This window comes from Bacillus sp. JS (assembly GCF_000259365.1).
Lineage (GTDB): Bacteria > Bacillota > Bacilli > Bacillales > Bacillaceae > Bacillus > Bacillus stercoris.
The window spans coordinates 2,709,122-2,734,266 of the sequence record NC_017743.1 but is presented as its reverse complement, the minus strand read 5'-3'; the positions used below and the strand labels follow the sequence as shown (position 1 = coordinate 2,734,266).

27 protein-coding genes, 1 pseudogene and 2 other annotated features are annotated in these 25,145 nt (G+C 44.0%); of the genes and pseudogenes, 24 read left to right on the top strand and 4 right to left on the bottom strand.

The genetic code is table 11. The annotated features are described in order from the left end of the window. Nucleotides 1-11 precede the first annotated feature (11 nt). Nucleotides 12-1,037: a spore coat protein CotN gene (cotN, locus tag MY9_RS13910; protein WP_014664856.1), complete on the top strand. Its 1,026-nt coding sequence runs from the start codon at nt 12-14 to the stop codon at nt 1,035-1,037. An 18-nt stretch (nt 1,038-1,055) separates the two neighbouring features. On the opposite strand, the gene MY9_RS13905 is transcribed toward cotN, so the two are convergent. After that, nucleotides 1,056-1,247, bottom strand: coding sequence for a hypothetical protein (locus MY9_RS13905; protein ID WP_003222590.1), 192 nt, complete (start codon nt 1,245-1,247; stop codon nt 1,056-1,058). A 165-nt stretch (nt 1,248-1,412) separates the two neighbouring features. Beyond that, nucleotides 1,413-1,635, top strand: a binding site (T-box leader). A gap of 59 nt (nt 1,636-1,694) precedes the next feature. Between MY9_RS13905 and valS the strand changes: the two genes are divergently transcribed. From valS to rpmA, 16 genes are all read left to right on the top strand, one after another. After that, nucleotides 1,695-4,337: a valine--tRNA ligase gene (gene valS / locus MY9_RS13900; protein ID WP_014664855.1), complete on the top strand. Its 2,643-nt coding sequence runs from the start codon at nt 1,695-1,697 to the stop codon at nt 4,335-4,337. Between the two features lie 59 nt (nt 4,338-4,396). Further along, entirely contained in the window at nt 4,397-5,689 is a 1,293-nt protein-coding gene (locus MY9_RS13895) for a bifunctional folylpolyglutamate synthase/dihydrofolate synthase (RefSeq protein ID WP_014664854.1), read from the top strand. Between the two features lie 139 nt (nt 5,690-5,828). Next, nucleotides 5,829-6,575 (top strand): prepilin peptidase, encoded by a 747-nt coding sequence (locus tag MY9_RS13890; RefSeq protein WP_081483634.1) that lies wholly within the window; start codon nt 5,829-5,831, stop codon nt 6,573-6,575. 133 nt (nt 6,576-6,708) lie between these two features. Further along, entirely contained in the window at nt 6,709-7,707 is a 999-nt protein-coding gene (locus MY9_RS13885; protein WP_014664852.1) for an SPOR domain-containing protein, read from the top strand. A 151-nt stretch (nt 7,708-7,858) separates the two neighbouring features. Next, nucleotides 7,859-8,428 carry a Maf family nucleotide pyrophosphatase gene (locus MY9_RS13880; protein WP_014664851.1) on the top strand — a complete coding sequence of 190 codons (570 nt, stop codon included), beginning with the start codon at nt 7,859-7,861 and terminating at the stop codon, nt 8,426-8,428. A gap of 36 nt (nt 8,429-8,464) precedes the next feature. After that, entirely contained in the window at nt 8,465-9,160 is a 696-nt protein-coding gene (gene radC, locus MY9_RS13875) for a RadC family protein (protein ID WP_014664850.1), read from the top strand. A 91-nt stretch (nt 9,161-9,251) separates the two neighbouring features. Beyond that, the gene (mreB, locus tag MY9_RS13870) at nt 9,252-10,265 is read left to right on the top strand and encodes a cell shape-determining protein MreB (protein WP_003229650.1); all 1,014 of its coding nucleotides are present in this window, start codon (nt 9,252-9,254) and stop codon (nt 10,263-10,265) included. A 30-nt stretch (nt 10,266-10,295) separates the two neighbouring features. Next, on the top strand, nt 10,296-11,168 hold the full coding sequence (gene mreC / locus MY9_RS13865) for a rod shape-determining protein MreC (protein WP_040082268.1): 873 nt from the start codon (nt 10,296-10,298) through the stop codon (nt 11,166-11,168). After that, entirely contained in the window at nt 11,165-11,683 is a 519-nt protein-coding gene (gene mreD, locus MY9_RS13860; RefSeq protein WP_014664848.1) for a rod shape-determining protein MreD, read from the top strand. The genes mreC and mreD overlap by 4 nt, the downstream gene beginning before the upstream one ends. Nucleotides 11,684-11,735: 52 nt before the next feature. Then, on the top strand, nt 11,736-12,416 hold the full coding sequence (minC, locus tag MY9_RS13855) for a septum site-determining protein MinC (protein ID WP_014664847.1): 681 nt from the start codon (nt 11,736-11,738) through the stop codon (nt 12,414-12,416). A gap of 1 nt (nt 12,417) precedes the next feature. Then, nucleotides 12,418-13,224, top strand: a complete 807-nt coding sequence (minD, locus tag MY9_RS13850) for a septum site-determining protein MinD (protein ID WP_014664846.1) — start codon at nt 12,418-12,420, stop codon at nt 13,222-13,224. A 148-nt stretch (nt 13,225-13,372) separates the two neighbouring features. After that, the gene (spoIVFA, locus tag MY9_RS13845) at nt 13,373-14,167 is read left to right on the top strand and encodes a stage IV sporulation protein SpoIVFA (RefSeq protein ID WP_014664845.1); all 795 of its coding nucleotides are present in this window, start codon (nt 13,373-13,375) and stop codon (nt 14,165-14,167) included. Continuing rightward, nucleotides 14,160-15,026, top strand: a complete 867-nt coding sequence (gene spoIVFB, locus MY9_RS13840) for a stage IV sporulation intramembrane metalloprotease SpoIVFB (RefSeq protein WP_014664844.1) — start codon at nt 14,160-14,162, stop codon at nt 15,024-15,026. Before spoIVFA ends, spoIVFB begins: the two co-directional genes overlap by 8 nt. 57 nt (nt 15,027-15,083) lie before the next feature. Next, nucleotides 15,084-15,159: a sequence feature (ribosomal protein L21 leader region), on the top strand. A 13-nt stretch (nt 15,160-15,172) separates the two neighbouring features. Further along, nucleotides 15,173-15,481 (top strand): 50S ribosomal protein L21, encoded by a 309-nt coding sequence (gene rplU, locus MY9_RS13835; protein ID WP_010330275.1) that lies wholly within the window; start codon nt 15,173-15,175, stop codon nt 15,479-15,481. Nucleotides 15,482-15,483: 2 nt separating this feature from the next. After that, nucleotides 15,484-15,822 (top strand): ribosomal-processing cysteine protease Prp, encoded by a 339-nt coding sequence (locus tag MY9_RS13830; RefSeq protein ID WP_014477547.1) that lies wholly within the window; start codon nt 15,484-15,486, stop codon nt 15,820-15,822. A 12-nt stretch (nt 15,823-15,834) separates the two neighbouring features. After that, entirely contained in the window at nt 15,835-16,119 is a 285-nt protein-coding gene (gene rpmA, locus MY9_RS13825) for a 50S ribosomal protein L27 (protein ID WP_003222623.1), read from the top strand. Between the two features lie 120 nt (nt 16,120-16,239). Here the strand turns inward: rpmA and MY9_RS21635 are convergent. Next, nucleotides 16,240-16,364 (bottom strand): annotated as a pseudogene (locus tag MY9_RS21635) (hypothetical protein). 77 nt (nt 16,365-16,441) lie between these two features. Between MY9_RS21635 and spo0B the strand changes: the two are divergent. Genes spo0B through pheA form a run of 4 tightly spaced genes read left to right on the top strand, consistent with a single transcriptional unit; the run spans nt 16,442 to nt 19,716 of the window. After that, a complete protein-coding gene (gene spo0B, locus MY9_RS13820) occupies nt 16,442-17,020 on the top strand; it encodes a sporulation initiation phosphotransferase Sop0B (protein WP_014664842.1) in 579 nt (192 codons plus the stop codon). A gap of 31 nt (nt 17,021-17,051) precedes the next feature. Continuing rightward, a complete protein-coding gene (gene obgE / locus MY9_RS13815; protein WP_014664841.1) occupies nt 17,052-18,338 on the top strand; it encodes a GTPase ObgE in 1,287 nt (428 codons plus the stop codon). A 60-nt stretch (nt 18,339-18,398) separates the two neighbouring features. Further along, entirely contained in the window at nt 18,399-18,842 is a 444-nt protein-coding gene (gene thrR, locus MY9_RS13810) for a transcriptional regulator ThrR (protein ID WP_003222630.1), read from the top strand. Between the two features lie 16 nt (nt 18,843-18,858). Continuing rightward, the gene (gene pheA, locus MY9_RS13805; protein ID WP_014664840.1) at nt 18,859-19,716 is read left to right on the top strand and encodes a prephenate dehydratase; all 858 of its coding nucleotides are present in this window, start codon (nt 18,859-18,861) and stop codon (nt 19,714-19,716) included. A 23-nt stretch (nt 19,717-19,739) separates the two neighbouring features. Here pheA and MY9_RS13800 read toward each other — a convergent pair whose 3' ends face one another. Beyond that, on the bottom strand, nt 19,740-20,282 hold the full coding sequence (locus MY9_RS13800) for a transcription repressor NadR (protein ID WP_014664839.1): 543 nt from the start codon (nt 20,280-20,282) through the stop codon (nt 19,740-19,742). Continuing rightward, nucleotides 20,242-21,429: an IscS subfamily cysteine desulfurase gene (locus tag MY9_RS13795; protein ID WP_041521395.1), complete on the bottom strand. Its 1,188-nt coding sequence runs from the start codon at nt 21,427-21,429 to the stop codon at nt 20,242-20,244. The genes MY9_RS13800 and MY9_RS13795 overlap by 41 nt, the downstream gene beginning before the upstream one ends. Before the next feature lie 102 nt (nt 21,430-21,531). Here MY9_RS13795 and nadB point away from each other — a divergent pair, with 102 nt between their 5' ends. The 3 genes from nadB to nadA are packed head-to-tail and all read left to right on the top strand — an operon-like array spanning nt 21,532 to nt 25,040. Continuing rightward, on the top strand, nt 21,532-23,124 hold the full coding sequence (gene nadB, locus MY9_RS13790; protein ID WP_014664837.1) for an L-aspartate oxidase: 1,593 nt from the start codon (nt 21,532-21,534) through the stop codon (nt 23,122-23,124). Then, nucleotides 23,078-23,947, top strand: coding sequence for a carboxylating nicotinate-nucleotide diphosphorylase (gene nadC, locus MY9_RS13785; protein WP_014664836.1), 870 nt, complete (start codon nt 23,078-23,080; stop codon nt 23,945-23,947). The genes nadB and nadC overlap by 47 nt, the downstream gene beginning before the upstream one ends. Then, nucleotides 23,934-25,040: a quinolinate synthase NadA gene (nadA, locus tag MY9_RS13780; RefSeq protein ID WP_014664835.1), complete on the top strand. Its 1,107-nt coding sequence runs from the start codon at nt 23,934-23,936 to the stop codon at nt 25,038-25,040. Before nadC ends, nadA begins: the two co-directional genes overlap by 14 nt. The last annotated feature ends 105 nt before the right edge of the window (nt 25,041-25,145 follow it).

The window sequence follows — 25,145 nt, the reverse complement described above, 5'->3', positions numbered from 1 at the left end:
TGGTGAATGAAATGGAAGATACCCAATCGGTTCTTCAGGAATACGGACTGACTGCTCAATTTATTGAGCCTGTCAGTCCTCTTGTTTGGAAAGTGTATACAGACTACGGCGTATTTGCCCTGAAAAAGTTGAAAGAGGGTCGCGGCAGGCAATTTACAGATCATATGGTGGCGATTGAGGAAAAAGGTTTTCGTTCATTTGTTCCTGTATACAGAACAAATAGCGGTGAGTTTTTCTCAGCAGGCAGGCAATACGGAGATACCTACTATTTAATGCCTTGGCTCCAATTTGACCAAGAAGAAGAACGTGATCAGAAACATGCTTATTTATTTAGAGAGACAGCCCGCCTTCACGAAAGAACCATGCAGGAACTAAAGGTTAGGCGTGATGAGATTGAACGGTATTACGGTCAAACGAAAAAAAAGTGGGAACATGATAAGATCTTCTATGAACAGTTTGTCGATAGAGCAGAGAAGGAATGGTACCTTTCTCCTTTTGAACTTCAGACCATCACCTATTTTTCAGAAACCATTTCCGCGGTGAACTTTGCGCTGGAGCGGCTGGAAGACTGGTATGAGTCGGCAAAAGAAAAGGATGTTTCAAGGGTTGTAATGAACCACGGCAGCCTGTCTATACACCATTTTCTATATAATGATACCGGGACGGGATATTTTACAAACTTCGAAAGAGCTTCTGTCGGCCCGCCGCAAAACGACCTGCTCGGCTTTTTTACAAAAATGTTCAGAGGCTTTCCGAAAGCTTGTCCGGAATGCGTCGAATGGTTTTATGGATACACGAAATCATTTCCTTTACGTGAAGCGGAAGTCAGTCTATTTCTCAGCTATATGGCTTATCCGCAAGCCATGTACAAAGTGCTGAACGGTTATCAAGCCGGGAAAAGACAGCATGAAAAAGAAGAATGTACACAATTATTAAAGGCGTATTGGCAAATGAAAAATATAGAGCCGTTTGTGATGAAAATTCATCAGATTGAACAAGAGAAAAAATTTCAGGCTGAAAACGAGTCCACGTCTTAATGGCGCGGACTTGTTTGTTTATATCCATTCTAAATGAAGGGCGCAAGCTAAAAAGATTAGGATTGCGAGCAGCAAAACATCAAAGGTTGTCGGAAAGAAAATGGTTCTGATTCCTTGAAAAATCGTAATGGGAATAATCACTTGTGCGGATACAAGCCGAATTTGTCTGACCCATGGCGGCAGCGAATAAGAGCTGAAACGTTTCTTCACAGTGCATCCTCCTCTGCGCATTTACAAGCATCATATGTAAACTTGGGCAATAGGTGCCTGCCTATCTGTATAGAAAGCGGTGTTTTTGGAAAAGATGATTGACGAATCAAAAACACTTTTACTATAATAAAGAACATAAATAATGTATACAATGAGCTGATAAATACACCTGCTTAGAACGGGAAGAGTACAAAAAAGGCGCATGCAGAGAGAGAAGCCGTTTGCTGAAAGGCTTCTTATGCTGTCTGATTGGAAGGTCGCCCGGGAGCATAATTTCTTGAAGGAAGAGTAGAGAAATTCGGGAAACACCCGTTATCCGTTATAAGTGCATGAACTGATAGAGTTCATGAAAAAAGGTGGTACCGCGAAAGAGTTTTTCGTCCTTTTACAGGGATGAAGAGCTCTTTTTTCGTTCTCAGCCATTTTTAAACATGCTGGAGGGTTATGATGGAAACGAATGAACAAACAATGCCGACGAAATATGATCCGGCAGCGGTCGAAAAAGACCGATATGATTTTTGGCTAAAAGGCAAATTTTTTGAAGCGGGCAGTGACCAAGCAAAAGAGCCGTACTCTGTTGTTATCCCGCCGCCAAACGTAACTGGAAGACTACACCTTGGCCACGCATGGGATACAACGCTGCAAGACATTGTAACAAGAATGAAACGCATGCAGGGCTATGATGTGCTGTGGCTGCCTGGCATGGACCACGCCGGCATCGCGACACAGGCTAAAGTGGAGGCGAAACTTCGTGAAGAAGGCAAATCCCGCTACGATTTGGGCCGTGAAAAATTCCTCGAAGAAACGTGGAAGTGGAAGGAAGAGTATGCTGACTTTATTCGCAGCCAGTGGGCGAAATTAGGTCTTGGCCTTGATTATTCCCGGGAACGTTTTACGCTGGATGAGGGCTTAAGCAAAGCGGTACGGGAAGTATTCGTTAAGCTTTATGAAAAAGGCCTGATCTACAGAGGCGAATATATTATTAACTGGGACCCAGCGACAAAGACAGCCCTATCCGACATTGAGGTGATTTACAAGGATGTTCAAGGCGCGTTCTATCATATGAGCTATCCGCTTGCTGATGGGACAGGTTCAATTGAAATTGCGACGACACGTCCTGAAACGATGCTCGGTGATACAGCAGTTGCCGTTCACCCTGAAGACGAACGCTATAAACACCTTATCGGAAAAACGGTGATCCTGCCGATTGTAAATCGTGAAATTCCGATTGTCGGTGATGACTATGTTGATATGGAATTTGGTTCAGGTGCGGTGAAAATTACGCCTGCTCATGATCCGAACGACTTCGAGCTTGGCAACCGCCACAATTTAGAACGCATTCTTGTCATGAATGAAGACGGCACGATGAATGAAAATGCATTGCAATATCAAGGTATGGATCGTTTTGAATGCCGCAAAAAGCTCGTGAAAGATTTACAGGAAGCGGGAGTTCTCTTTAAAATCGAGGATCATATGCATTCTGTCGGCCATAGTGAACGAAGCGGGGCTGTTGTGGAGCCTTATCTTTCTACACAATGGTTCGTGCGCATGCAGCCGCTTGCTGATGCAGCGATTGAACTGCAAAAGAAAGAAGAAAAAGTCAATTTTGTGCCTGACCGTTTTGAAAAAACGTATTTACACTGGATGGAAAACATTCGCGATTGGTGTATCTCCCGTCAGTTGTGGTGGGGCCATCGTATTCCTGCCTGGTATCATAAAGAAACAGGAGAGCTATATGTCGGGCTTGAAGCGCCGGAGGATAGCGAAAATTGGGAACAGGATACAGACGTGCTGGATACATGGTTCAGTTCTGCGCTATGGCCTTTCTCCACAATGGGCTGGCCTGATGTAACAGCTGAAGACTTTAAACGCTACTATCCGACAGACGTTCTCGTGACAGGGTATGACATCATTTTCTTCTGGGTGTCACGCATGATTTTCCAAGGCATTGAATTTACAAACGAGCGCCCGTTCAAGGATGTTTTAATTCATGGCTTAATCCGTGACGAGCAAGGCCGGAAAATGAGTAAATCTCTTGGCAACGGTGTCGATCCGATGGATGTCATTGACAAGTACGGAGCTGATTCTCTGCGTTATTTCCTTGCGACTGGAAGCTCTCCTGGCCAGGATCTGCGCTTCAGCTATGAAAAAGTGGAATCGACATGGAATTTTGCCAATAAAATTTGGAACGCCTCTCGTTTTGCATTAATGAACATGGATGGCATGACGTACGATGAGCTTGATCTGTCAGGCGAAAAATCAGTCGCTGACAAGTGGATTTTAACGCGATTAAATGAAACGATCGAGCACGTGACCCAGCTTGCTGACCGATATGAATTTGGTGAAGTCGGACGCCATTTATATAACTTTATTTGGGATGATTTCTGTGACTGGTATATTGAAATGGCGAAGCTTCCGCTTTATGGAGAAGACGAAGCGGCTAAGAAAACTACCCGCTCCATCCTTGCTTACGTGCTTGATCAAACGATGCGTCTGCTCCATCCGTTTATGCCATTCTTAACAGAGGAAATTTGGCAGCACCTTCCTCACCAAGGGGAATCGATTACAGTAAGTCAATGGCCTGTTGTCGTGCCGGAGCATACTGATACGGAAGCGGCAGCTGACATGAAGCTTCTTGTTGAGCTGATCCGTTCTGTGCGTAATATCCGCAGTGAAGTCAATACGCCAATGAGCAAGCAGGTTGAACTGTATATTAAAACAAGCACAGACGAAATAGCAGCCCGCCTCGAAGCGAACCGTTCATATGTTGAACGCTTTACGAATCCGAGTGTGCTTAAAATCGGCACGGATATCGAGGCTGTTGATAAAGCGATGACGGCCGTTGTTTCAGGAGCAGAGGTTATTCTTCCGCTTGAAGGCTTAATTAATATTGATGAAGAAATTGCCCGTCTGCAAAAAGAATTCGATAAGCTGACGAAAGAAGTCGAGCGCGTCCAAAAGAAACTTGGAAATGAAGGATTTATGAAAAAAGCGCCTGCACACGTAATTGATGAAGAACGTGAAAAAGAAAAAGATTATGTGGCAAAGCGTGACGCTGTTCAAAAAAGAATGGCTGAGCTGAAGGGCTAATGAAAAGCCGGGGCGGTTTCTAGAGAAACCGCCTTGTCTTATAAAAGAGGGGATTATCATTGTTTACTGCATATCAAGAAGCGCGCAGCTGGATTCACGGGCGGCTAAAATTCGGGGTGAAACCCGGGCTTGGCCGAATGGAGCAGCTGATGGCGCGTTTAGGACATCCTGAAAAAAAAATCCGCGCGCTCCACGTCGCAGGAACAAACGGTAAAGGATCAACTGTCGCTTTTATCCGTTCTATGCTGCAGGAAGCCGGATATACGGTAGGAACGTTTACATCGCCTTATATCATTACGTTTAATGAACGGATCAGCGTAAACGGGACACCGATTACAGATGAGGAATGGACAGCACTCGTTAATCAAATGAAACCGCACGTTGAAGCCCTTGATCAAACGGAACACGGACAGCCGACAGAATTTGAAATTATGACGGCCTGTGCATTTTTATATTTTGCAGAATTTCATAAGGTAGATTTTGTTATTTTTGAAACAGGTTTGGGCGGCAGATTCGATTCTACGAATGTAGTAGAGCCGCTTTTAACTGTAATCACAAGCATCGGACACGATCATATGAACATTTTGGGAAACACCATTGAAGAAATTGCAGGAGAAAAGGCCGGTATTATTAAAGAAGGTATTCCAATCGTTACAGCAGTTACCCAGCCGGAAGCTTTACAGGTCATCCGCCATGAAGCTGAACGGCATGCTGCGCCGTTCCAGTCATTACATGATACCTGTGCTATTTTCAATGAAAAGGCTCTGCCTGCAGGAGAACAGTTTTCATTCAAAACGGACAAAAATTGCTATGAAGATATTCGGACATCCTTGATTGGCACCCACCAAAGACAAAATGCTGCTTTATCCATTTTGGCTGCGGAGTGGCTCAATAAGGAGAATATTGCCAATATCAGTGATGAAGCGTTAAGAAGCGGGCTTGTGAAGGCTGCTTGGCCTGGACGGTTAGAGCTTGTTCAAGAAGATCCTCCGGTTTACTTAGACGGTGCGCATAACGAAGAAGGTGTTGAAAAGCTGGCGGAAACGATGAAGCAGCGTTTCGCCAATTCACGCATTTCTGTGGTATTTAGCGCGTTAAAGGACAAACCGTATCAGAACATGATTAAAAGACTGGAAACCATAGCTGATGAGATTCATTTTGCTTCTTTTGATTTTCCCCGTGCTTCTCTTGCAAAAGATCTCTATGATGCAAGTGAAATCAGCAATAAAAGCTGGAGTGAAGATCCAGACGATGTGATCAATTTCGTAGAAAGCAAAAAGGGCTCACATGAAATTGTACTGATTACCGGATCTCTTTATTTTATTTCTGACATTCGCAAACGGTTGAAATAAACGCATCAGGTTCCGGCAGAATCGAAAAAAGATTCTGCCGGCTTTTTTATGTGTAAAATTGCATAATCCCGATTGGAGTTCAGGTTTCTCATTTTGCTACAATCAATACCATAACTCAGTGAGTAAAGGTGTGTTGTCTATGCTATTCATTCTTTTTATCTTCGGGCTTATCCTTGGTTCTTTTTACTATACGGCCGGACGCCGTATCCCCTTACATCTATCTATTATCGCGCCCCGTTCATCATGCTCGTTTTGCCGGCGGGCTTTGACCCCTGCAGAATTAATTCCCATCCTGTCATTCCTATTTCAAAAAGGTAAATGTAAAAGCTGCGGGCATAGGATTTCTTTTATGTATCCCGCGGCAGAGCTTGTGACAGCGTGTTTATTTGCCGCCGCAGGAATACGCTTTGGCATGTCGCTGGAATTGTTAACCGCTGTCGTGTTTCTCTCTCTTCTCATTATTGTTGCAGTGACAGATCTTCATTATATGCTGATTCCAAATCGAATATTGATTTTTTTCCTTCCCTTTTTGGTCGCTGCGAGATTGATTTCTCCGCTTGATTCCTGGTATGCAGGCCTGTTAGGTGCTGCAGCCGGATTTCTATTTCTGGCTTTAATTGCCGCAATCACTCATGGGGGAGTAGGGGGAGGAGATATTAAATTATTTGCGGTGATTGGCTTTGTGCTTGGTGTGAAAATGCTGGCGGCTGCCTTTTTCTTTTCTGTTTTGATAGGCGCATTGTACGGGTCGGCAGCTGTTCTGACTGGTAGACTCGCCAAAAAGCAGCCGCTTCCCTTTGCCCCCGCAATAGCGGCAGGGAGTATTTTAACCTATTTATACGGGGACTCTATCATTTCGTTTTATATCAAAATGGCATCGGGATGACTGCTGAAAAATTTGACGAACGTTTTTTGGACAAGACGACAAAAGTCTTGTTCTTTTTTTTTTCGCCTGTGCTAAAGTGTGTAGCATGAAAAGCCGACAAGAACGGTCAAGCAAATGAAGGGAGGAAGCGGAATTGAAAAAAAGAAAGAATAAAAAAAACAGTAAAGCCGCAGAAAAAGCCCTCAAGGTGACGATTAATGGAAAAGAAGAGACAGTTTACGAACAAGAGACGCAAGATACAGAGGCGGATAAAAGCATGACATTTTCAAATTGGGAGGAAAAAAGAAAGGCAGAACAAGAGGTTGCGGCATCCCAGGAACATCCTGATGAAGATGAATTTAATTGGGATTCCGAGGAGGACAAGGTGTTTAAAGAGGACCCTAAAGTTGTTCCTCCTTATCAAAAGAAAAAATCAAAGTCTTATGCAAAAGGAAAGACCGGGACTGCCAAACCAGTAAAAAGAGTGGCTGCGACGATTGCCTTCGCGGCTGTCATTGGCACTGGGTTAGGGCTATTCGCGTTAAGCATGTCGGGGAATAAAGAAGCGTCAGCACCGGCCTCTTTAGAGGATTCTCTAGGCAGCCAAACGGCAAAAGCCGGAGATGCTTCTGCTGATAAACAAACCTCAGGCACAGAAAAACAAGCGGCACAAACTGAAGGTACATACAAAACATACGCTGTGCAAGCCGGGAAATTTTCAAATGAAAAGGGTGCCGAAACGTTAACAAAACAATTGACCGAAAAGGGTTATTCCGCCGTGTCACTGTCAAAGGATGATGGGTATACGTATGTTATTGCAGGCTTAGCAAGTGAAAAGGATGTCTCACAGCAGTTAGGACAGCTTTTAATCGACAGTGATTTTGAAGCTTGGGGAGGAAAGGAGCTTTCTTTATCAATAGAGTCGGATATGACAGATTCTTTTAAGGAAACAGCGGAGCTTGCGACAAAGGCGATTCTCGGAGAAGACATTGCAAAAGCGAGTGTAGAAAAAATAGAAAAGTCGCTTGGTGAAACAAAAGCGACAGAAACAGGAGAGAAAAAAGCGATTCTGCAGGCATTAAAGGAGTTAGAGGAGCCAAGTGCTGCAGCCGGATGGAAGGCTCAGCAGCAGCTGTTAGCCGTCGTTAAATAAGAGAAAATGCGTGAGCCTTCGTCCTTTAGTGACAGGCTTTTTTTATTTTGTCATGAAAAAGTTATTTTTCTGAAATTGTGACAAGCCCCGTGATTTGGTAGGATAAACGAGTATCTTTTTTTCTTAAGCAAACCCTGAAAGGATGACGAACATGACAAAACCGCTAATACTTGCATCACAATCTCCGCGCAGGAAAGAACTCCTCGATCTTCTCCAGCTGCCCTACTCCATTATTGTCAGTGAAGTAGAAGAAAAATTAAATCGAAACCTTTCACCGGAAGAAAACGTCCAATGGTTGGCAAAACAAAAAGCTAAGGCTGTTGCTGATCTCCACCCGCATGCAATTGTTATCGGTGCTGATACAATGGTATGCCTTGACAGCGAATGCCTCGGAAAACCGCAGGATCAAGAAGAAGCTGCATCCATGCTGCGGAGGCTTTCAGGCCGAAGTCACTCAGTAATAACCGCGGTCAGCATTCAAGCTGAAAATCACAGCGAGACTTTTTATGATAAGACAGAAGTTGTGTTTTGGCCCCTCAGTGAAGAAGAGATTTGGACGTATATTGAAACAAAAGAGCCGATGGATAAAGCAGGTGCATACGGCATCCAAGGAAGAGGCGCGCTTTTTGTAAAGAAAATAGACGGAGATTATTATTCAGTCATGGGCCTTCCTATATCAAAAACAATGAGAGCTCTACGTCATTTTGATATAAAGGCATGATGATTTTATAAACGGGAAGGGAAAGAAAAGGAGTGCTTGGTCATACACGATCTGCCATTAAAACTCAGAGATTTCCCAACGAAAGAAAAGCCAAGAGAACGGCTCCTGAAAGTCGGAGCCGAGAACTTAGCGAATCATGAACTTTTGGCTATATTATTGCGGACAGGGACTAAACACGAATCTGTTTTGGAGCTGTCAAACCGGCTGCTGCGCTCTTTTGACGGGCTGCGTCTGCTGAAGGAAGCATCGGTTGAAGAGCTGTCAAGCATCCCGGGAATCGGTATGGTAAAAGCGATTCAAATACTGGCAGCAGTTGAGCTCGGAAGCCGGATTCATAAATTAGCCAACGAAGAACATTTCGTCATTCGCTCCCCGGAAGACGGCGCTAATCTTGTCATGGAGGATATGCGCTTTTTAACCCAGGAGCATTTTGTCTGTTTATACTTAAATACAAAAAATCAAGTCATCCATAAACGCACCGTATTTATCGGAAGCCTGAATTCATCTATTGTCCACCCGCGAGAGGTGTTTAAAGAAGCGTTTAAACGATCTGCCGCTTCCTTTATCTGTGTTCATAATCATCCTTCTGGAGATCCGACGCCGAGCAGGGAAGATATTGAAGTGACAAGACGGCTGTTTGAATGCGGAAACCTGATTGGCATCGAGCTGCTCGACCATTTGGTGATCGGGGACAAAAAATTTGTGAGTTTAAAGGAAAAAGGATATTTGTAACACTTTTTTTTTCGTCGAATTAAGCTATAATAGAGTTTATGAGTTTTTCCCTTTAGGGTATTTTTGCTTTAAGAAAGGAAGATACATACATATGTTTGGAATTGGTGCAAGAGACCTTGGTATAGATCTTGGAACTGCGAATACGCTTGTTTTTGTAAAAGGAAAAGGAATTGTTGTGAGAGAGCCGTCAGTTGTCGCTTTGCAGACGGATACGAAATCGATTGTTGCTGTCGGAAATGATGCGAAAAATATGATTGGACGGACACCGGGCAACGTGGTGGCTCTGCGCCCGATGAAAGACGGCGTTATCGCTGATTATGAAACAACGGCGACGATGATGAAATATTACATCAATCAGGCCATTAAAAATAAAGGCATGTTTGCCAGAAAACCATATGTAATGGTATGTGTTCCATCAGGTATTACAGCTGTTGAAGAACGTGCTGTTATCGATGCGACAAGACAGGCGGGAGCGCGTGACGCGTATCCGATTGAAGAGCCATTTGCTGCAGCAATCGGAGCCAATCTGCCAGTTTGGGAACCGACTGGAAGCATGGTTGTTGATATCGGAGGCGGTACGACAGAAGTTGCGATTATTTCCCTCGGAGGCATCGTAACGTCTCAATCAATCCGCGTAGCCGGTGATGAGATGGATGACGCGATTATCAACTACATCAGAAAAACATACAACCTGATGATCGGTGACCGTACGGCTGAAGCGATTAAAATGGAAATCGGATCTGCAGAAGCTCCTGAAGAGTCCGATAACATGGAAATCCGCGGACGCGATCTGCTGACAGGTCTGCCGAAAACAATCGAAATTACAGGAAAAGAGATTTCTAACGCTCTACGCGACACTGTATCTACAATTGTTGAAGCCGTGAAGAGCACACTCGAAAAAACACCGCCTGAGCTTGCAGCAGATATCATGGACAGAGGTATAGTGTTAACCGGCGGCGGAGCGCTTCTTCGCAATTTGGACAAAGTCATTAGCGAAGAAACGAAAATGCCGGTCCTTATCGCCGAAGATCCGCTTGATTGTGTAGCGATCGGAACAGGGAAAGCACTGGAGCACATCCATCTTTTCAAAGGGAAAACTAGATAATCGGGAGTTCAATAGAAGAGGTGTAACACGATGCCGAATAAGCGGTTAATGCTATTACTTCTGTGTATTATCATATTGGTGGCTATGATTGGATTTTCGCTGAAGGGCGGCCGCAATACCACCTGGCCTGAGAAAGTGATCGGCGATACGACGGGAGTATTTCAAAATATTTTTCATACACCTGCCGAATTTTTTGCAGGAATATTTGAGAACATCAATGATTTAAAAAACACATACAAAGAAAACGAGCGTCTGAGAGAAAAGCTTGACGGACAGACACAATATGAAGCCAAGCTTCAAGAGCTTGAAGAAGAAAACAAATCCTTGCGTGCCGAGCTTGGCCATGTCAAATCGATTAAGGATTACAAGCCGATTTTGGCAACGGTCATCGCCAGAAGCCCTGATAATTGGGCGAAACAGGTCACCATTAACAAGGGGACTCAGCAAAACGTAGCGAAAGATATGGCCGTTACGAACGAAAAAGGTGCATTAATCGGCAAGATCAAAAGTTCCGGACTGAACAATTTCACTTCAACTGTTCAGCTTTTAAGCGATACTGACCGCAATAACAGAGTCGCGACGAAAATTTCCGGAAAAAAAGGCAGCAAAGGCTACGGCTTGATCGAAGGATATGACAAAGAGAAAAAACGTCTTAAGATGACAATTATTGAGCGTAAGGATAAACAAGACGTGAAAAAAGGCGATCTTATTGAAACATCAGGAACAGGCGGTGTTTTCCCAGAAGGGCTGACAATCGGTGAAGTGACTGATATCGAGTCAGATTCCTATGGATTAACGAAGGTTGCTTATGTAAAACCTGCGGCTGACCTTACCGATTTAAATAATGTGATCGTTGTTAACCGTGACGTGCCGACTGTCGATACAGAGGAGGAAGGATCGTGAAACGTTTCCTTCTCCCTTTCGTTATGATGCTTGTTTTTTCTGCGGAAAGCATTTTTACAGATTTGGTGCATTTTCCTTTCGTTACAGACGACCAAGTGCTCGCTCCGCGTTTTTTGATGCTTGTATTGATATTCATGTCGGCTTTTATCAATCAAAAACACGCGATGATTTACGGATTTATTTTTGGTTTTCTATATGACATGAACTATACAAGTCTATTAGGGGTTTACATGTTTGGTTTTGCAGGGCTATGCTATTTGGCTTCAAAAGCGTTTAAAGTGCTGCATACAAACGCATTTGTAGTGATATTGATAGCAGTTCTGGCTGTCTGTCTGCTCGAATTTTACGTATTCGGCATTCAGTCTTTGATTCATAAAGATATTATGACGTTTAACGGATTTGTGCTTGACCGGTTTATACCGACAATTTTATTGAATATTGTAGCAGCTCTTATTCTTGTTCTGCCGTTTAGATTATTTTTTATGAGTCTAAAGAAAGAATTGAGAGATGAGTAAAAAGGATTTTATCTTTTTTTGACGAAATGAGTATGTTGTTGAGGTGAATATTGTGAAGACCAAAAAGCAGCAATATGTAACGATAAAAGGAACAAAGAATGGGTTAACATTGCATCTGGATGATGCGTGTTCTTTTGATGAGCTTCTCGATGGTCTTCAGAATATGCTGTCAATTGAACAATATACCGATGGAAAAGGCCAGAAAATCAGCGTCCATGTTAAGCTGGGAAATCGCTTTTTATATAAGGAGCAAGAGGAACAGCTGACCGAATTGATTGCGTCAAAGAAAGATTTGTTTGTTCATTCTATTGACAGTGAAGTCATTACTAAAAAAGAAGCACAGCGGATAAAAGAGGAAGCCGAAATTATTTCCGTTTCAAAAATTGTCCGTTCAGGCCAGGTGCTGCAGGTAAAAGGCGACTTGCTCCTGATCGGTGATGTGAATCCCGGCGGAACAGTAAGGGCCGGAGGGAACATTTTTGTTCTGGGCTCCCTGAAAGGAATCGCGCACGCCGGTTTTAACGGAAATAATCAAGCGGTCATCGCCGCCTCTGAAATGCTGCCGACACAATTAAGAATCAATCATGTGTTAAATCGCTCCCCAGACCACATTCAAAAAGGGAACGAAATGGAATGTGCTTATTTAGATACAGACGGAAATATGGTCATTGAACGCCTTCAACATTTGGCTCATTTAAGACCTGATCTAACAAGGCTTGAGGGAGGAATGTGAATTGGGTGAGGCTATCGTAATAACTTCGGGAAAAGGCGGAGTAGGTAAAACAACAACATCTGCGAACCTCGGTACCGCCTTAGCCATTTTAGGGAAGCGCGTATGCTTAGTGGATACTGATATAGGACTGCGCAACCTTGATGTTGTAATGGGTCTTGAAAATAGAATTATTTACGATCTTGTAGACGTTGTAGAGGGCAGATGCAAAATGCATCAGGCGCTCGTAAAAGACAAACGTTTTGATGATCTGCTCTATTTAATGCCTGCTGCTCAAACGAGCGATAAGACAGCTGTTGCTCCTGAACAAATTAAAAACATGGTCCAAGAGCTCAAACAGGAATTTGACTATGTCATCATAGACTGTCCTGCGGGAATCGAGCAAGGGTACAAAAATGCCGTTTCCGGAGCTGATAAAGCGATTGTGGTCACTACGCCTGAAATCTCAGCCGTTCGTGATGCTGACCGTATTATAGGGCTGCTGGAGCAAGAAGAAAATGTTGAATCGCCGCGGCTTGTTGTAAACAGAATCAGAAATCACCTGATGAAAAACGGTGACACGATGGATATCGACGAAATCGTACAGCATCTGTCGATCGATTTGCTCGGAATCGTGGCTGATGATGATGAAGTCATTAAAGCTTCCAATCATGGCGAACCGATTGCGATGGACCCGAAAAACCGCGCTTCCATTGCATATCGAAATATTGCCCGCCGTATTTTAGGTGAATCTGTTCCTTTACAAGTGCTTGAAGAGCAAAACAAAGGAATGATGGCTAAGATTAAGTCATTTTTCGGCGTAAGATCTTAATGTGATAGAATCAAAGAGAAGAATCTGACAAAGCAAATGCTGTGTCAGGTTTTTTTGTTTTTGTCTGCTTTGTTCCTGACTAAACCGAATATTTGCCATGGACAAGACATATGATGTACAAACCCAACGAATGCAAAGGATGATGGCAATGAGTCACAGAGCAGATGAAATCAGAAAACGATTAGAGAAAAGAAGAAAACAGCTTTCCGGCTCAAAACGTTTCTCTACTCAGACAGTTTCTGAAAAGCAGAAACCCCCGTCCTGGGTGATGGTAACGGATCAGGAAAAGCATGGAACACTTCCGGTCTACGAAGATAACATGCCAACATTCAACGGAAAACACCCATTGGTGAAAACAGATTCAATTATCCTGAAATGTCTTCTTTCGGCCTGCCTTGTTCTCGTTTCGGCTATAGCCTATAAAACAAACATTGGACCTGCCAGCCAGATTAAACCCGCAGTTGCCAAAACTTTCGAAACTGAATTTCAATTTGCTTCGGCAAGCCATTGGTTTGAAACGAAATTTGGAAATCCGCTTGCTTTTCTGGCTCCTGAACACAAAGATAAGGAACAGCAGGTTGAAGTAAGCAAAGATCTGGTCGCGCCTGCATCCGGGAAAGTACAGCAGGATTTTCAGAACAATGGGGAAGGAATTAAAGTTGAAACAAGCAGCGATACGATTGATAGCGTAAAGGAAGGCTATGTGGTTGAAGTCAGCAAAGACAGCCAGACGGGATTGACGGTTAAGGTGCAGCATGCTGACAACACCTACAGTATTTATGGCGAGCTCAAAGATGTGGATGTTGCTTTATATGATTTTGTGGATAAAGGCAAAAAGCTTGGTTCAATTAAGCTTGATGATCATAATAAAGGGGTCTATTATTTTGCCATGAAAGACGGCGATAAATTTATTGATCCGATTCAGGTGATTTCATTTGAATAAATGGCTCGACCTTATCTTAAAGATCCATGTGCATCCTTTTCTTTGGATTATTGCGGCGCTAGGGCTGCTCACAGGCCATATGAAAGCATTATTATGTCTGCTCCTGATTGTATTGATTCATGAGCTGGGGCATGCTGCTCTGGCTGTGTTTTTTTCTTGGAGAATCAAGCGTGTATTTTTGCTGCCGTTTGGCGGAACGGTTGAAGTGGAAGAGCACGGGAATCGGCCGTTAAAGGAAGAATTTGCGGTCATTATTGCCGGCCCTCTTCAGCACATCTGGCTTCAGGTTGCTGCCTGGATGCTTGCAGAAGCCTCAGTGATTCATCAGCATACCTTTGAACTCTTCACCTTTTATAATCTTTCTATTTTATTTGTCAATCTACTGCCGATTTGGCCGCTGGATGGCGGAAAACTGTTATTTTTATTGTTTTCCAAACAGCTGCCCTTTCAAAAGGCTCACCGGCTCAATCTAAAAACGTCGCTCTGCTTCTGCCTGTTGCTCGGGTGCTGGGTTTTATTTGTGATTCCTCTGCAAATCAGCGCATGGGTTTTGTTTGTCTTTCTGGCTGTTTCTTTGTTTGAGGAATATAGGCAAAGGCACTATATCCATGTGAGATTTCTTCTTGAAAGGTATTATGGGAAAAACCGGGATCTTGAGAAACTTCTGCCGCTGACAGTAAAGGCGGAGGATAAAGTCTATCACGTGATGGCCGAGTTCAAACGCGGCTGCAAACATCCAATTATTATTGAGAAATCAGGCGAGAAGCTCAGCCAGCTTGACGAGAATGAAGTGTTGCACGCTTACTTTGCCGATAAGCGGACGAATTCCTCCATGGAGGAACTGCTGCTGCCTTACTAAAACTGATTGACAAACGCCTTGTATTTTGATATATTTTTTAATGTTATGGATGTAGCACCATTGCTACAACCGCTCAGTACAGGTGTTAAGAGCTTTTACAGCCCCCTGGTATCTGGCGAGTCTTAGTCTAATAGGAGGTGCAGAGAATGTACGCAATCATTAAAACAGGCGGTAAACAAATCAAAGTTGAAGAAGGCCAAACTGTTTACATCGAAAAACTTGCTGCTGAAGCAGGTGAAACAGTTACTTTTGAAGACGTTTTGTTTGTTGGCGGAGACAACGTGAAAGTCGGCAACCCTACAGTTGAAGGCGCGACAGTAACGGCTAAAGTTGAAAAACAAGGCCGCGCGAAAAAAATCACTGTTTTCAGATACAAAGCAAAGAAAAACGTTCATAAAAAACAAGGTCATCGTCAGCCTTACACTAAATTGACGATCGAAAAAATCAACGCGTAAGCATGATTCAGGCAACAATCAGAAGGTCTCATGATAAAGGCATATTGTCTTTTGAAATGACGGGCCATGCGAATTTTGCTGAACATGGACAAGATCTTGTTTGTGCCGGAGTGACAGCCGTTGTGTTTGGAGCCGTTAACGCGGTCATTGTGCTCGCAGGCTTCGAGCCGCTTCTTGATATAGGAGAGGACGGGGGTTATTTTTATTTTGAATTTCCTGAATCTCTTGATCCGGATGCGCGCCAAAAAGCTCAGCTGCTGATTGAAGGCATGATTGTTTCGCTAGAGACAATCGAACGAGATTACAAAGACAACTTGCGTGTGACCACAAACATAATATAGGAGGTGAGCTACATGCTTAGATTAGATCTTCAGTTTTTCGCTTCTAAAAAAGGAGTAGGTTCTACAAAGAACGGACGTGACTCTGAGGCTAAACGTTTAGGTGCTAAACGTGCTGACGGTCAATTCGTAACAGGCGGTTCTATCCTTTACCGTCAACGCGGAACAAAAATTTACCCAGGTGAAAACGTGGGCCGCGGCGGAGATGACACTCTATTTGCGAAAATCGACGGAACTGTTAAATTCGAACGTTTCGGCCGTGACCGCAAAAAAGTGAGCGTATATCCTGTAGCTCAATAATGATTCAAAAAACTCCGGTCGTTGATGACTGGAGTTTTTTTTGCAATACGCGGAGTAAACACCTAGAATGAAATGCAGAGTATGTGCGAGCAGACCCCGCCAAGAATGAGAATAAACATCTCAAACCCACTGGATATGTTCCCCAAGCAGTAATACATAAAATGTTCTGCCTGGCTGCAAATCAACCAAAGCGCCAGAAAAAAGGAACATGATATTTCTGGGAAAAACAATTGTTTTTCTAACAAAGCCTTCTCTGTTATAATTCATAATACACACTTATACAGACTCCTAAATAAGAAATTAAATGATTGGGAGTGCGAAAATGAAGGATGTTTCAAAAAATCAAGAAGAAAATATAAGCGACACGGCATTAACAAACGAACTGATTCATCTGCTTAGCCATTCCCGGCATGATTGGATGAATAAGCTGCAGCTGATTAAAGGAAACTTAAGCTTACAGAAGTATGATCGCGTCTTTGAAATGATTGAAGAAATGGTTATAGACGCAAAGCACGAATCAAAGCTCTCAAACCTGAAAACACCGCATTTGGCGTTTGATTTTCTTACATTTAATTGGAAAACCCATTATATGACGCTTGAATATGAAGTTCTTGGAGAAATTAAGGATTTGTCGGCTTATGACCAAAAGCTGGCGAAACTGATGAGAAAGCTGTTTGATTTGTTTGATCAAGCGGTCAGCAGAGAGAGTGAAAACCATTTAACGGTTTCGCTCCAAACAGATCATCCTGATAGACAGCTGATTCTGTACCTTGATTTCCACGGCGCCTTTGCCGATCCATCTGCTTTTGATGATATTCGGCAGAATGGATATGAGGAAGTTGATATCATGCGTTTTAAAATCACAAGTCACGAATGTCTGATTGAAATTGGATTGGACTAGCGGAGTTTTAACGGTTAGAACGGAGGACATTATGTTTGTAGATCAGGTCAAAGTATATGTAAAAGGCGGCGACGGCGGCAACGGGATGGTTGCGTTTCGCCGTGAAAAGTATGTGCCGAAAGGCGGCCCTGCCGGCGGCGACGGAGGAAAGGGAGGAGACGTCGTTTTTGAAGTGGATGAAGGTCTCCGCACCCTAATGGATTTTAGATACAAAAAACACTTTAAAGCGATTCGCGGCGAGCATGGCATGTCCAAAAACCAGCACGGACGAAATGCTGATGATATGGTCATTAAAGTTCCGCCAGGCACCGTTGTGACAGACGATGATACAAAACAGGTCATCGCTGATTTAACAGAGCACGGACAGCGGGCTGTCATTGCAAGAGGCGGAAGAGGCGGAAGAGGGAATAGCCGCTTTGCTACACCGGCTAATCCCGCGCCTCAGCTTTCAGAAAACGGCGAGCCGGGAAAAGAACGCTACATTGTTCTTGAATTAAAAGTGCTTGCAGATGTCGGACTCGTCGGGTTCCCGAGCGTAGGAAAATCGACGTTGCTGTCTGTTGTCTCATCTGCAAAACCGAAAATTGCGGACTATCACTTTACAACGCTTGTGCCGAATCTCGGTATGGTTGAAACGGATGACGGACGCAGCTTTGTAATGGCAGATTTACCAGGACTGATTGAAGGCGCACACCAAGGCGTCGGACTTGGCCATCAGTTTTTGCGCCATATTGAACGGACACGAGTTATTGTTCATGTCATTGACATGTCCGGCTTAGAAGGCCGCGATCCGTATGATGATTATGTCACGATTAATCAGGAACTGAGCGAGTACAATCTGCGACTCACTGAGCGTCCGCAAATTATCGTTGCAAATAAAATGGACATGCCGGAGGCTGCAGAAAATCTTGAAGCCTTTAAAGAAAAACTGACGGATGATTATCCGGTATTCCCGATCAGCGCGGTGACAAGAGAAGGCCTTCGCGAGCTTCTGTTTGAGGTTGCCAATCAGCTTGAGAACACACCGGAGTTCCCGCTGTATGATGAGGAAGAGCTTACACAAAACCGTGTCATGTACACGATGGAAAATGAAGAAGTGCCATTTAACATTACACGCGATCCAGACGGTGTATTTGTGCTTTCAGGAGATAGCCTTGAGCGATTATTCAAGATGACTGATTTCTCACGTGATGAATCGGTTAAACGGTTTGCGAGACAGATGCGCGGAATGGGTGTTGATGAAGCACTCAGAGAACGCGGAGCCAAGGATGGAGATATTATCAGGCTTCTTGAATTTGAATTTGAATTTATTGATTAATGAAAGTTGGCTGAGAAGAGAGCCTGGTGTCAGGCTCTCTATTTTAAAGGGGAGATGCAAATGAAAGAGGAGACATTTTATCTTGTCCGTGAAGATGTATTGCCCGATGCAATGAGAAAAACGTTGGAAGTCAAAAAGCTGCTTGATCGAAAAAAAGCAGACTCAGTAGCAGATGCCGTTCAAAAGGTTGATTTAAGCCGAAGTGCATTTTATAAATACAGAGATGCTGTTTTTCCATTCTATACTATGGTTAAAGAACAAATTATCACACTTTTCTTTCATTTAGAGGACAGGTCAGGTGCGTTATCTCAGCTCCTTCAGGCGGTAGCTGATTCTGGTAGCAACGTTCTTTCCATTCACCAGACCATTCCGCTTCAAGGGAGAGCAAATGTGACACTGTCTATCAGTACGTCTGCAATGGAAGAAGACATTCATACATTAATGAATAAGCTCAGGAAGTTTGATTTTGTAGAAAAGGTTGAAATATTAGGTTCAGGTGCATAAGGGAGAGAAAATCGTCATGAAAGTCGGTTATTTAGGTCCAGCAGCTACATTTACACATCTAGCAGTCAGTTCTTGTTTTCAAAACGGCGCCGAACATGTGGCTTACCGCACCATTCCGGAGTGTATAGATGCGGCAGTTGCAGGCGAAGTTGATTTCGCTTTTGTTCCTTTGGAAAATGCATTAGAAGGATCAGTAAATCTGACAATAGACTATTTAATACATGAACAGCCCTTGCCAATCGTGGGTGAAATGACGTTGCCGATCCATCAGCATTTGCTCGTCCATCCCTCTAGAGAGAATGCGTGGAAAGAGCTCGACAAAATTTACTCACATTCGCACGCGATTGCGCAATGCCATAAATTTCTCCATCGTCAATTTCCTTCCGTTCCATATGAATACGCCAATTCTACCGGGGCGGCAGCAAAGTTTGTCAGTGACCATCCCGAGCTGAATATCGGGGTCATTGCCAATGAGATGGCAGCTTCTACATACGAATTAAAAATCGTGAAACGGGATATACAGGATTATAGGGACAATCATACAAGATTTGTTATCCTGTCCCCGGATGAAAACATATCTTTTGAAGTGAATTCAAAATTGAGTTCCAGGCCGAAAACGACCTTAATGGTCATGCTTCCGCAGGATGATCAGTCGGGGGCGCTGCATAGAGTGCTGTCTGCATTTTCTTGGAGAAATTTAAACTTGTCAAAAATTGAGTCACGTCCGACTAAAACGGGATTAGGCCATTATTTCTTTATTATTGATATTGAGAAAGCGTTTGATGATGTATTGATTCCAGGAGCCATGCAGGAGCTTGAAGCGCTTGGCTGCAAAGTGAAGCTTTTGGGTGCATACCAGTCCTACCAATTATAAAAAAGCCCTCTAGAGGGCTTTTTTTAGTCTTTAATTAAAATGCCGGCTTCTTCGAGTGCTTGGCAGGCTTGATCGATGCGGTGTTCATCAGATGCTGTCAGTGTATGCAGATGGACGCCGTCGGTCAGCTGTGACAAGTAGGCAGCATTCGTAGAATTGATTTTTTTAATGAAATGGCTAACTTCCTTCCGGGTGCCTACTTGGATGGCTGCAGTTAAATCTCCGTAAACGGGATGCTCAATTTTTACGTCTTTCACTGTAACGCCTTCGTCCACGATGAGCTGCAGTTCCTCTTCTGTCCGTTCAGGACTGTGTAGACATGCTATGATCCTTTCCGCCTGCTGGTGCTGCTGAGCGGCCGCATCCATGTATACATATCCTTGGCTTGTGGCGATAATCGGTTCATTTTTCGCTTTCAAGAGCGATATATCCTGTACAATAACCTGTCTTGAAACGTTTGCTTTTTTTGCGAGTTCTCCTCCTGTCAGCGGTGATGCAGATTCCTTCAGCCACAGAAGAAGCTGGTCACGCCTGTTGGCGCCCATAAGCTTTAATTCCTCGGTCAATATCAAATTCTCCTTTCTTTTGTTCCCAAAGCATTGTAAACGTATGTAATAACTGATCCAGCTGGTCAGCTGTTGTATGCCTGCCAAAAGAGATGCGGATAAATTGCAGAGCCTCTTGTTCCGTTTTTCTTAATGCTTTCATCGTTGCTGACGGACCGTGGTAACCGGCAGAACAAGCGCTGCCCGTTGAAATGCAAATATTGCTCCGATTACATTCTAACATAACATATTGTCCTTCAAATGAGTGAAAAAAACACCCTACAATATGCGGAAGACATTCTGTTTGTGAAGTGTCTGCCGCAAGGGTTACAGGGAGAGAACGCATACGGATTTGGTCTAGAAAGTATGTTCTTAATGCCTCATTGCGGGGTATCTGTGTTTCCATTTCGCTTACGATCCATTCCGCCGCGGCAGTGAAGGCTCCGATCCCGGGAACATTTACGGTGCCGGCTCTGAATCCTCGTTCGTGAGTAGTGAGAGGATAAACGGGTTTCCAAGGGGCATCCGGGCGGATATAGACCGCACCCACTCCTTTAGGTCCATGGATTTTATGGCTCGATATTGAGAGTGCATCTACTCCCAAATCTTCTGTATTGATAGGAATTTTCCCAAACGTTTGAACAGCGTCGCAATGAAGAAGAATATCCCTGTTATGCAGGTATGAAGACAGACGTTGAATGGGCTGAATGATCCCGGTTTCAGAATTGGCATGCTGAATCGATATCAAGCCTGTCTCTGGACGGATATGAGCTGCTAATATTTCCTCGGTAATAAGCCCGTATTCATTCGGTTGAATGATGGTGACATCAAATCCATGCTGTTCCAGATATGCAGCACAGTTTTGAATAGACTGATGCTCCATGGCGGTCGTAATAAAATGTCTTTTCGTTTTTGGCAGGCCGTTTAGCAATGATTGAATGGCCAGAAAATTAGATTCAGTGCCGCCGCTTGTAAAATAGATGCCGCTTGCTTTACCGCTAATGATGTTGGCGATTTTTTCACGGCAGTACTCCAGTATGTGATTTGCTTTTCCTCCTGCATCGTGCAGGCTGCTTGCATTTCCGTACATATCCATGCTGAGCTTCTGATAAACGTTAAGAGCCTCCTCACAAATCGGCGTTGTCGCTGCATAATCTAAATAAATCATCCGGTCTTCCTCCATCCGTTCTCCATAAAAAACTCTTGAGTTTATTTTATCCTTGTGTAAATATAGGTGTCAAGACAGGTGTAAACAACAGGAGGGTGACATATGTCTAAAAAGACGATTGCAGTCATCGGTTCAGGGGCGGCGGCACTTTCTTTAGCGGCAGCTTTCCCGCCGTCATACGAAGTGACTGTTATCACAAAAAAAAGCGCCAAAAACAGCAATTCTGTCTATGCACAAGGCGGGATTGCTGCGGCCTATACAAAAGGTGACTCGATTGAAGCCCATCTGGAGGATACGTTATACGCAGGGTGCGGCCATAATAATCCAGCTATTGCAGCAGATGTGTTACATGATGGAAAAATGATGATTCAAAGCCTATTGGAGCGTGAATTTCCATTTGACCGCAATGAACGAGGCGATGTTTGTCTCGGAAGAGAAGGAGCCCACTCATACAACCGTATATTTCATGCGGGCGGAGACGCAACAGGCAGGTTGCTTGTCGATTATTTGCTCAAACGGATCGACAGCAAAATTAAGTTAATCGAGCATGAAACGGCAGCAGAGTTGCTTATAGAGGATGGCCGCTGTATCGGCGTTATGACAAAAGACTGCAAGGGGCGGCTCAAGGTAAGGCATGCAGACGAAGTTGTGCTGGCTGCCGGCGGCTGCGGAAACCTGTTTCTTCATCATACGAATGATCCCTCTGTCACAGGTGACGGTCTTTCTCTTGCTTACAGGGCCGGAGCGGAAGTAACGGATTTAGAGTTTACACAGTTTCACCCGACACTGCTTGTGAAAAATGGTGTTTCCTATGGGCTTGTTTCAGAAGCTGTCAGAGGGGAAGGCGGATGTTTAGTAGACGAAAACGGCCGCCGGGTTATGGCTGAACGGCATCCTTTAGGTGACCTGGCTCCAAGGGATGTTGTCTCACGGGTTATTCATGAGGAAATGGCAAAAGGAAATCACGTTTATATTGACTTCAGTGCGATTTCTGATTTTGAAGCGCGTTTCCCTACCATCACCGCCATTTGTGAAAAAGCAGGGGTTGATATCCATAGTGGAAAAATCCCTGTTGCTCCGGGAATGCACTTCTTAATGGGAGGTGTTTCAGTTAATCGCTGGGGAGAAACGACAGTACCGGGGCTTTATGCGATTGGCGAGACTGCATGCTCTGGTTTACATGGAGCAAACCGGCTTGCGAGCAATTCCTTATTGGAGGCGCTGGTGTTTGGAAAAAGAGCAGCAGAGCATATTATGCAAAAACCGGTTTATAACAGGCAATATCAAGCGACTCCCAAAAACGTATTCTACGAGGTGCCGGATATAGAGGTGCATGAACTGCAAAGCAAAATGACAAGCCACATGTCTATTCTGCGGGAACAAAGCAGTTTGATTGAGCTTAGCATCTGGCTTCATACGCTGCCTTTTCAAAAAATGAATGTGAAGGATATCACAATTCGGCAGCTGGAGCTTTCTCATTTATGGCAAACTGCAAAGCTGATGACGTTTTCTGCGCTTTTACGGGAGGAAAGCAGGGGGGCACACTTCCGCACCGATTTTCCTCATGCTGAGGTGAGCTGGCAGGGAAGACAAATTGTCCATACAAAAAAAGGAACGAAGATCAGAATAAACGAGGGGATTTGGAACAATGAATCATTTACAGCTGAAAAAATTACTGAATCACTTTTTTCTTGAGGATATTGGGTCAGGGGATCTTACATCGCAGTCTATTTTTGGAGAGCAGAGCTGTGAAGCGGAGATTGTTGCAAAGTCAGAGGGGATCTTTGCAGGGGCTGCGGTGATAAAAGAAGGCTTTGCTTTATTAGATAAAAATGTTCAAATCATTTTACACAAAAAAGATGGGGACATTTTGCGAAAAGGTGAAGTGATTGCAGTATTACGAGGTCCGGCGGCAGCGCTTCTTTCAGGAGAGCGGGTCGTATTAAATCTTATTCAGAGGCTGTCAGGAATTGCGACGATGACAAGAGAGGCTGTCCACAGGCTGGATGATGAACAGATTAAAATTTGTGACACGAGAAAAACAACACCGGGGCTGAGAATGCTGGAAAAATACGCTGTCAGAGCGGGTGGCGGGTATAATCATCGATTCGGCTTGTATGACGGTGTCATGATTAAAGACAATCATATTGCTGCATGCGGCTCTATTTTAGAGGCATGCCAGAAAGCTCGTCAGGCCGTGGGGCACATGGTAAATATCGAAGTGGAAATTGAAACGGAGGACCAGCTTCGAGAAGCAATTGAAGCAGGAGCAGATGTTATTATGTTTGACAACTGTCCGCCAGATACGGTCCGTCATTTTTCAAAGCTCACACCGGATCATATAAAAACTGAAGCCTCTGGCGGGATTACGTTAGAATCTTTGCCTGCTTTTAAAGGGACGGGTGTGAATTATATTTCCTTAGGATTTCTGACTCATTCCGTCAAAAGTTTAGATATCAGCATGGATGTTACGTTATCAAATGAATCTGTGGAGGAATGCCGTTATGTCAATTCTTGATGTGATCAAACAATCGAATGATATGATGCCGGAAAGTTACAAAGGACTGTCAAGAAAGGATATGGAAATGCGTGTTGCCGCCATTAAGGAAAAGTTCGGCAGCAGGCTCTTTATACCAGGCCATCATTATCAAAAGGATGAAGTGATACAATTTGCTGACCAAACAGGCGACTCCCTGCAATTGGCCCAAGTAGCGGAAAAAAACAAAGAAGCGGATTACATCGTATTTTGCGGCGTTCACTTTATGGCAGAGACCGCTGATATGCTGACAGGCGAGCAGCAAACGGTTGTCCTGCCAGATATGAGAGCTGGATGTTCTATGGCTGACATGGCTGACATGCAGCAAACCAATAGGGCATGGGAGAAGCTTCAGCATATATTTGGAGATACGATCATACCTTTAACTTATGTGAACTCCACTGCGGAGATCAAGGCATTCGTCGGAAAGCATGGCGGAGCAACTGTGACTTCTTCGAATGCGAAAAAAGTGCTTGAATGGGCGTTTACACAGAAAAAAAGAATTTTATTTTTGCCTGATCAGCATTTAGGGAGAAATACGGCTTATGATCTGGGCATTGCGCTTGAAGATATGGCGGTGTGGGACCCGATTACAGATGAATTAGTGACTGAATCCGAGCATACGAATGTGAAAGTGATTTTGTGGAAAGGGCATTGTTCTGTTCACGAGAAATTCACCACTAAAAATATCCATGATATGAGAGAGCGTGACCCCGACATTCAGATCATTGTGCACCCGGAATGCTCCCACGAAGTCGTGACACTAAGCGATGATAGCGGATCAACTAAATATATTATCGACACAATCAACCAGGCTCCGGCGGGAAGCAAGTGGGCAATCGGGACAGAAATGAATCTTGTCCAGCGGATCATTCATGAGCACCCTGATAAACAAATCGAATCACTCAACCCTGACATGTGCCCTTGCCTGACAATGAACCGAATCGATTTGCCGCATTTGTTGTGGTCGTTGGAACAAATTGAAAAAGGAGAGCCTTCAGGCGTCATTAAGGTGCCAAAAGCCATTCAGGAGGATGCACTCCTTGCCCTGAATCGAATGCTTTCGATCACGTAGATCAGAAATATTTCCCTTCCTGTACTCATAACTTCTTTTGTTCAGGCATATGTTGTGAAGAAACATATTGTAAGCACAGCTGAACTGTTCACGTTTTGCATAGGA

Coding starts and splice junctions, on each gene's coding strand:
- spo0B (WP_014664842.1), top strand. CDS start 16,442: ATGAAGGATGTTTCAAAAAATCAAGAAGAAAATATAAGCGACACGGCA.
- mreC (WP_040082268.1), top strand. CDS start 10,296: ATGCCGAATAAGCGGTTAATGCTATTACTTCTGTGTATTATCATATTG.
- nadB (WP_014664837.1), top strand. CDS start 21,532: ATGTCTAAAAAGACGATTGCAGTCATCGGTTCAGGGGCGGCGGCACTT.
- MY9_RS13830 (WP_014477547.1), top strand. CDS start 15,484: ATGATTCAGGCAACAATCAGAAGGTCTCATGATAAAGGCATATTGTCT.
- nadA (WP_014664835.1), top strand. CDS start 23,934: ATGTCAATTCTTGATGTGATCAAACAATCGAATGATATGATGCCGGAA.
- spoIVFA (WP_014664845.1), top strand. CDS start 13,373: ATGAGTCACAGAGCAGATGAAATCAGAAAACGATTAGAGAAAAGAAGA.
- thrR (WP_003222630.1), top strand. CDS start 18,399: ATGAAAGAGGAGACATTTTATCTTGTCCGTGAAGATGTATTGCCCGAT.
- obgE (WP_014664841.1), top strand. CDS start 17,052: ATGTTTGTAGATCAGGTCAAAGTATATGTAAAAGGCGGCGACGGCGGC.
- pheA (WP_014664840.1), top strand. CDS start 18,859: ATGAAAGTCGGTTATTTAGGTCCAGCAGCTACATTTACACATCTAGCA.
- MY9_RS13880 (WP_014664851.1), top strand. CDS start 7,859: ATGACAAAACCGCTAATACTTGCATCACAATCTCCGCGCAGGAAAGAA.
- MY9_RS13890 (WP_081483634.1), top strand. CDS start 5,829: ATGCTATTCATTCTTTTTATCTTCGGGCTTATCCTTGGTTCTTTTTAC.
- nadC (WP_014664836.1), top strand. CDS start 23,078: ATGAATCATTTACAGCTGAAAAAATTACTGAATCACTTTTTTCTTGAG.
- valS (WP_014664855.1), top strand. CDS start 1,695: ATGGAAACGAATGAACAAACAATGCCGACGAAATATGATCCGGCAGCG.
- MY9_RS13795 (WP_041521395.1), bottom strand. CDS start 21,429: ATGATTTATTTAGATTATGCAGCGACAACGCCGATTTGTGAGGAGGCT.
- cotN (WP_014664856.1), top strand. CDS start 12: ATGGAAGATACCCAATCGGTTCTTCAGGAATACGGACTGACTGCTCAA.
- rplU (WP_010330275.1), top strand. CDS start 15,173: ATGTACGCAATCATTAAAACAGGCGGTAAACAAATCAAAGTTGAAGAA.
- mreB (WP_003229650.1), top strand. CDS start 9,252: ATGTTTGGAATTGGTGCAAGAGACCTTGGTATAGATCTTGGAACTGCG.
- rpmA (WP_003222623.1), top strand. CDS start 15,835: ATGCTTAGATTAGATCTTCAGTTTTTCGCTTCTAAAAAAGGAGTAGGT.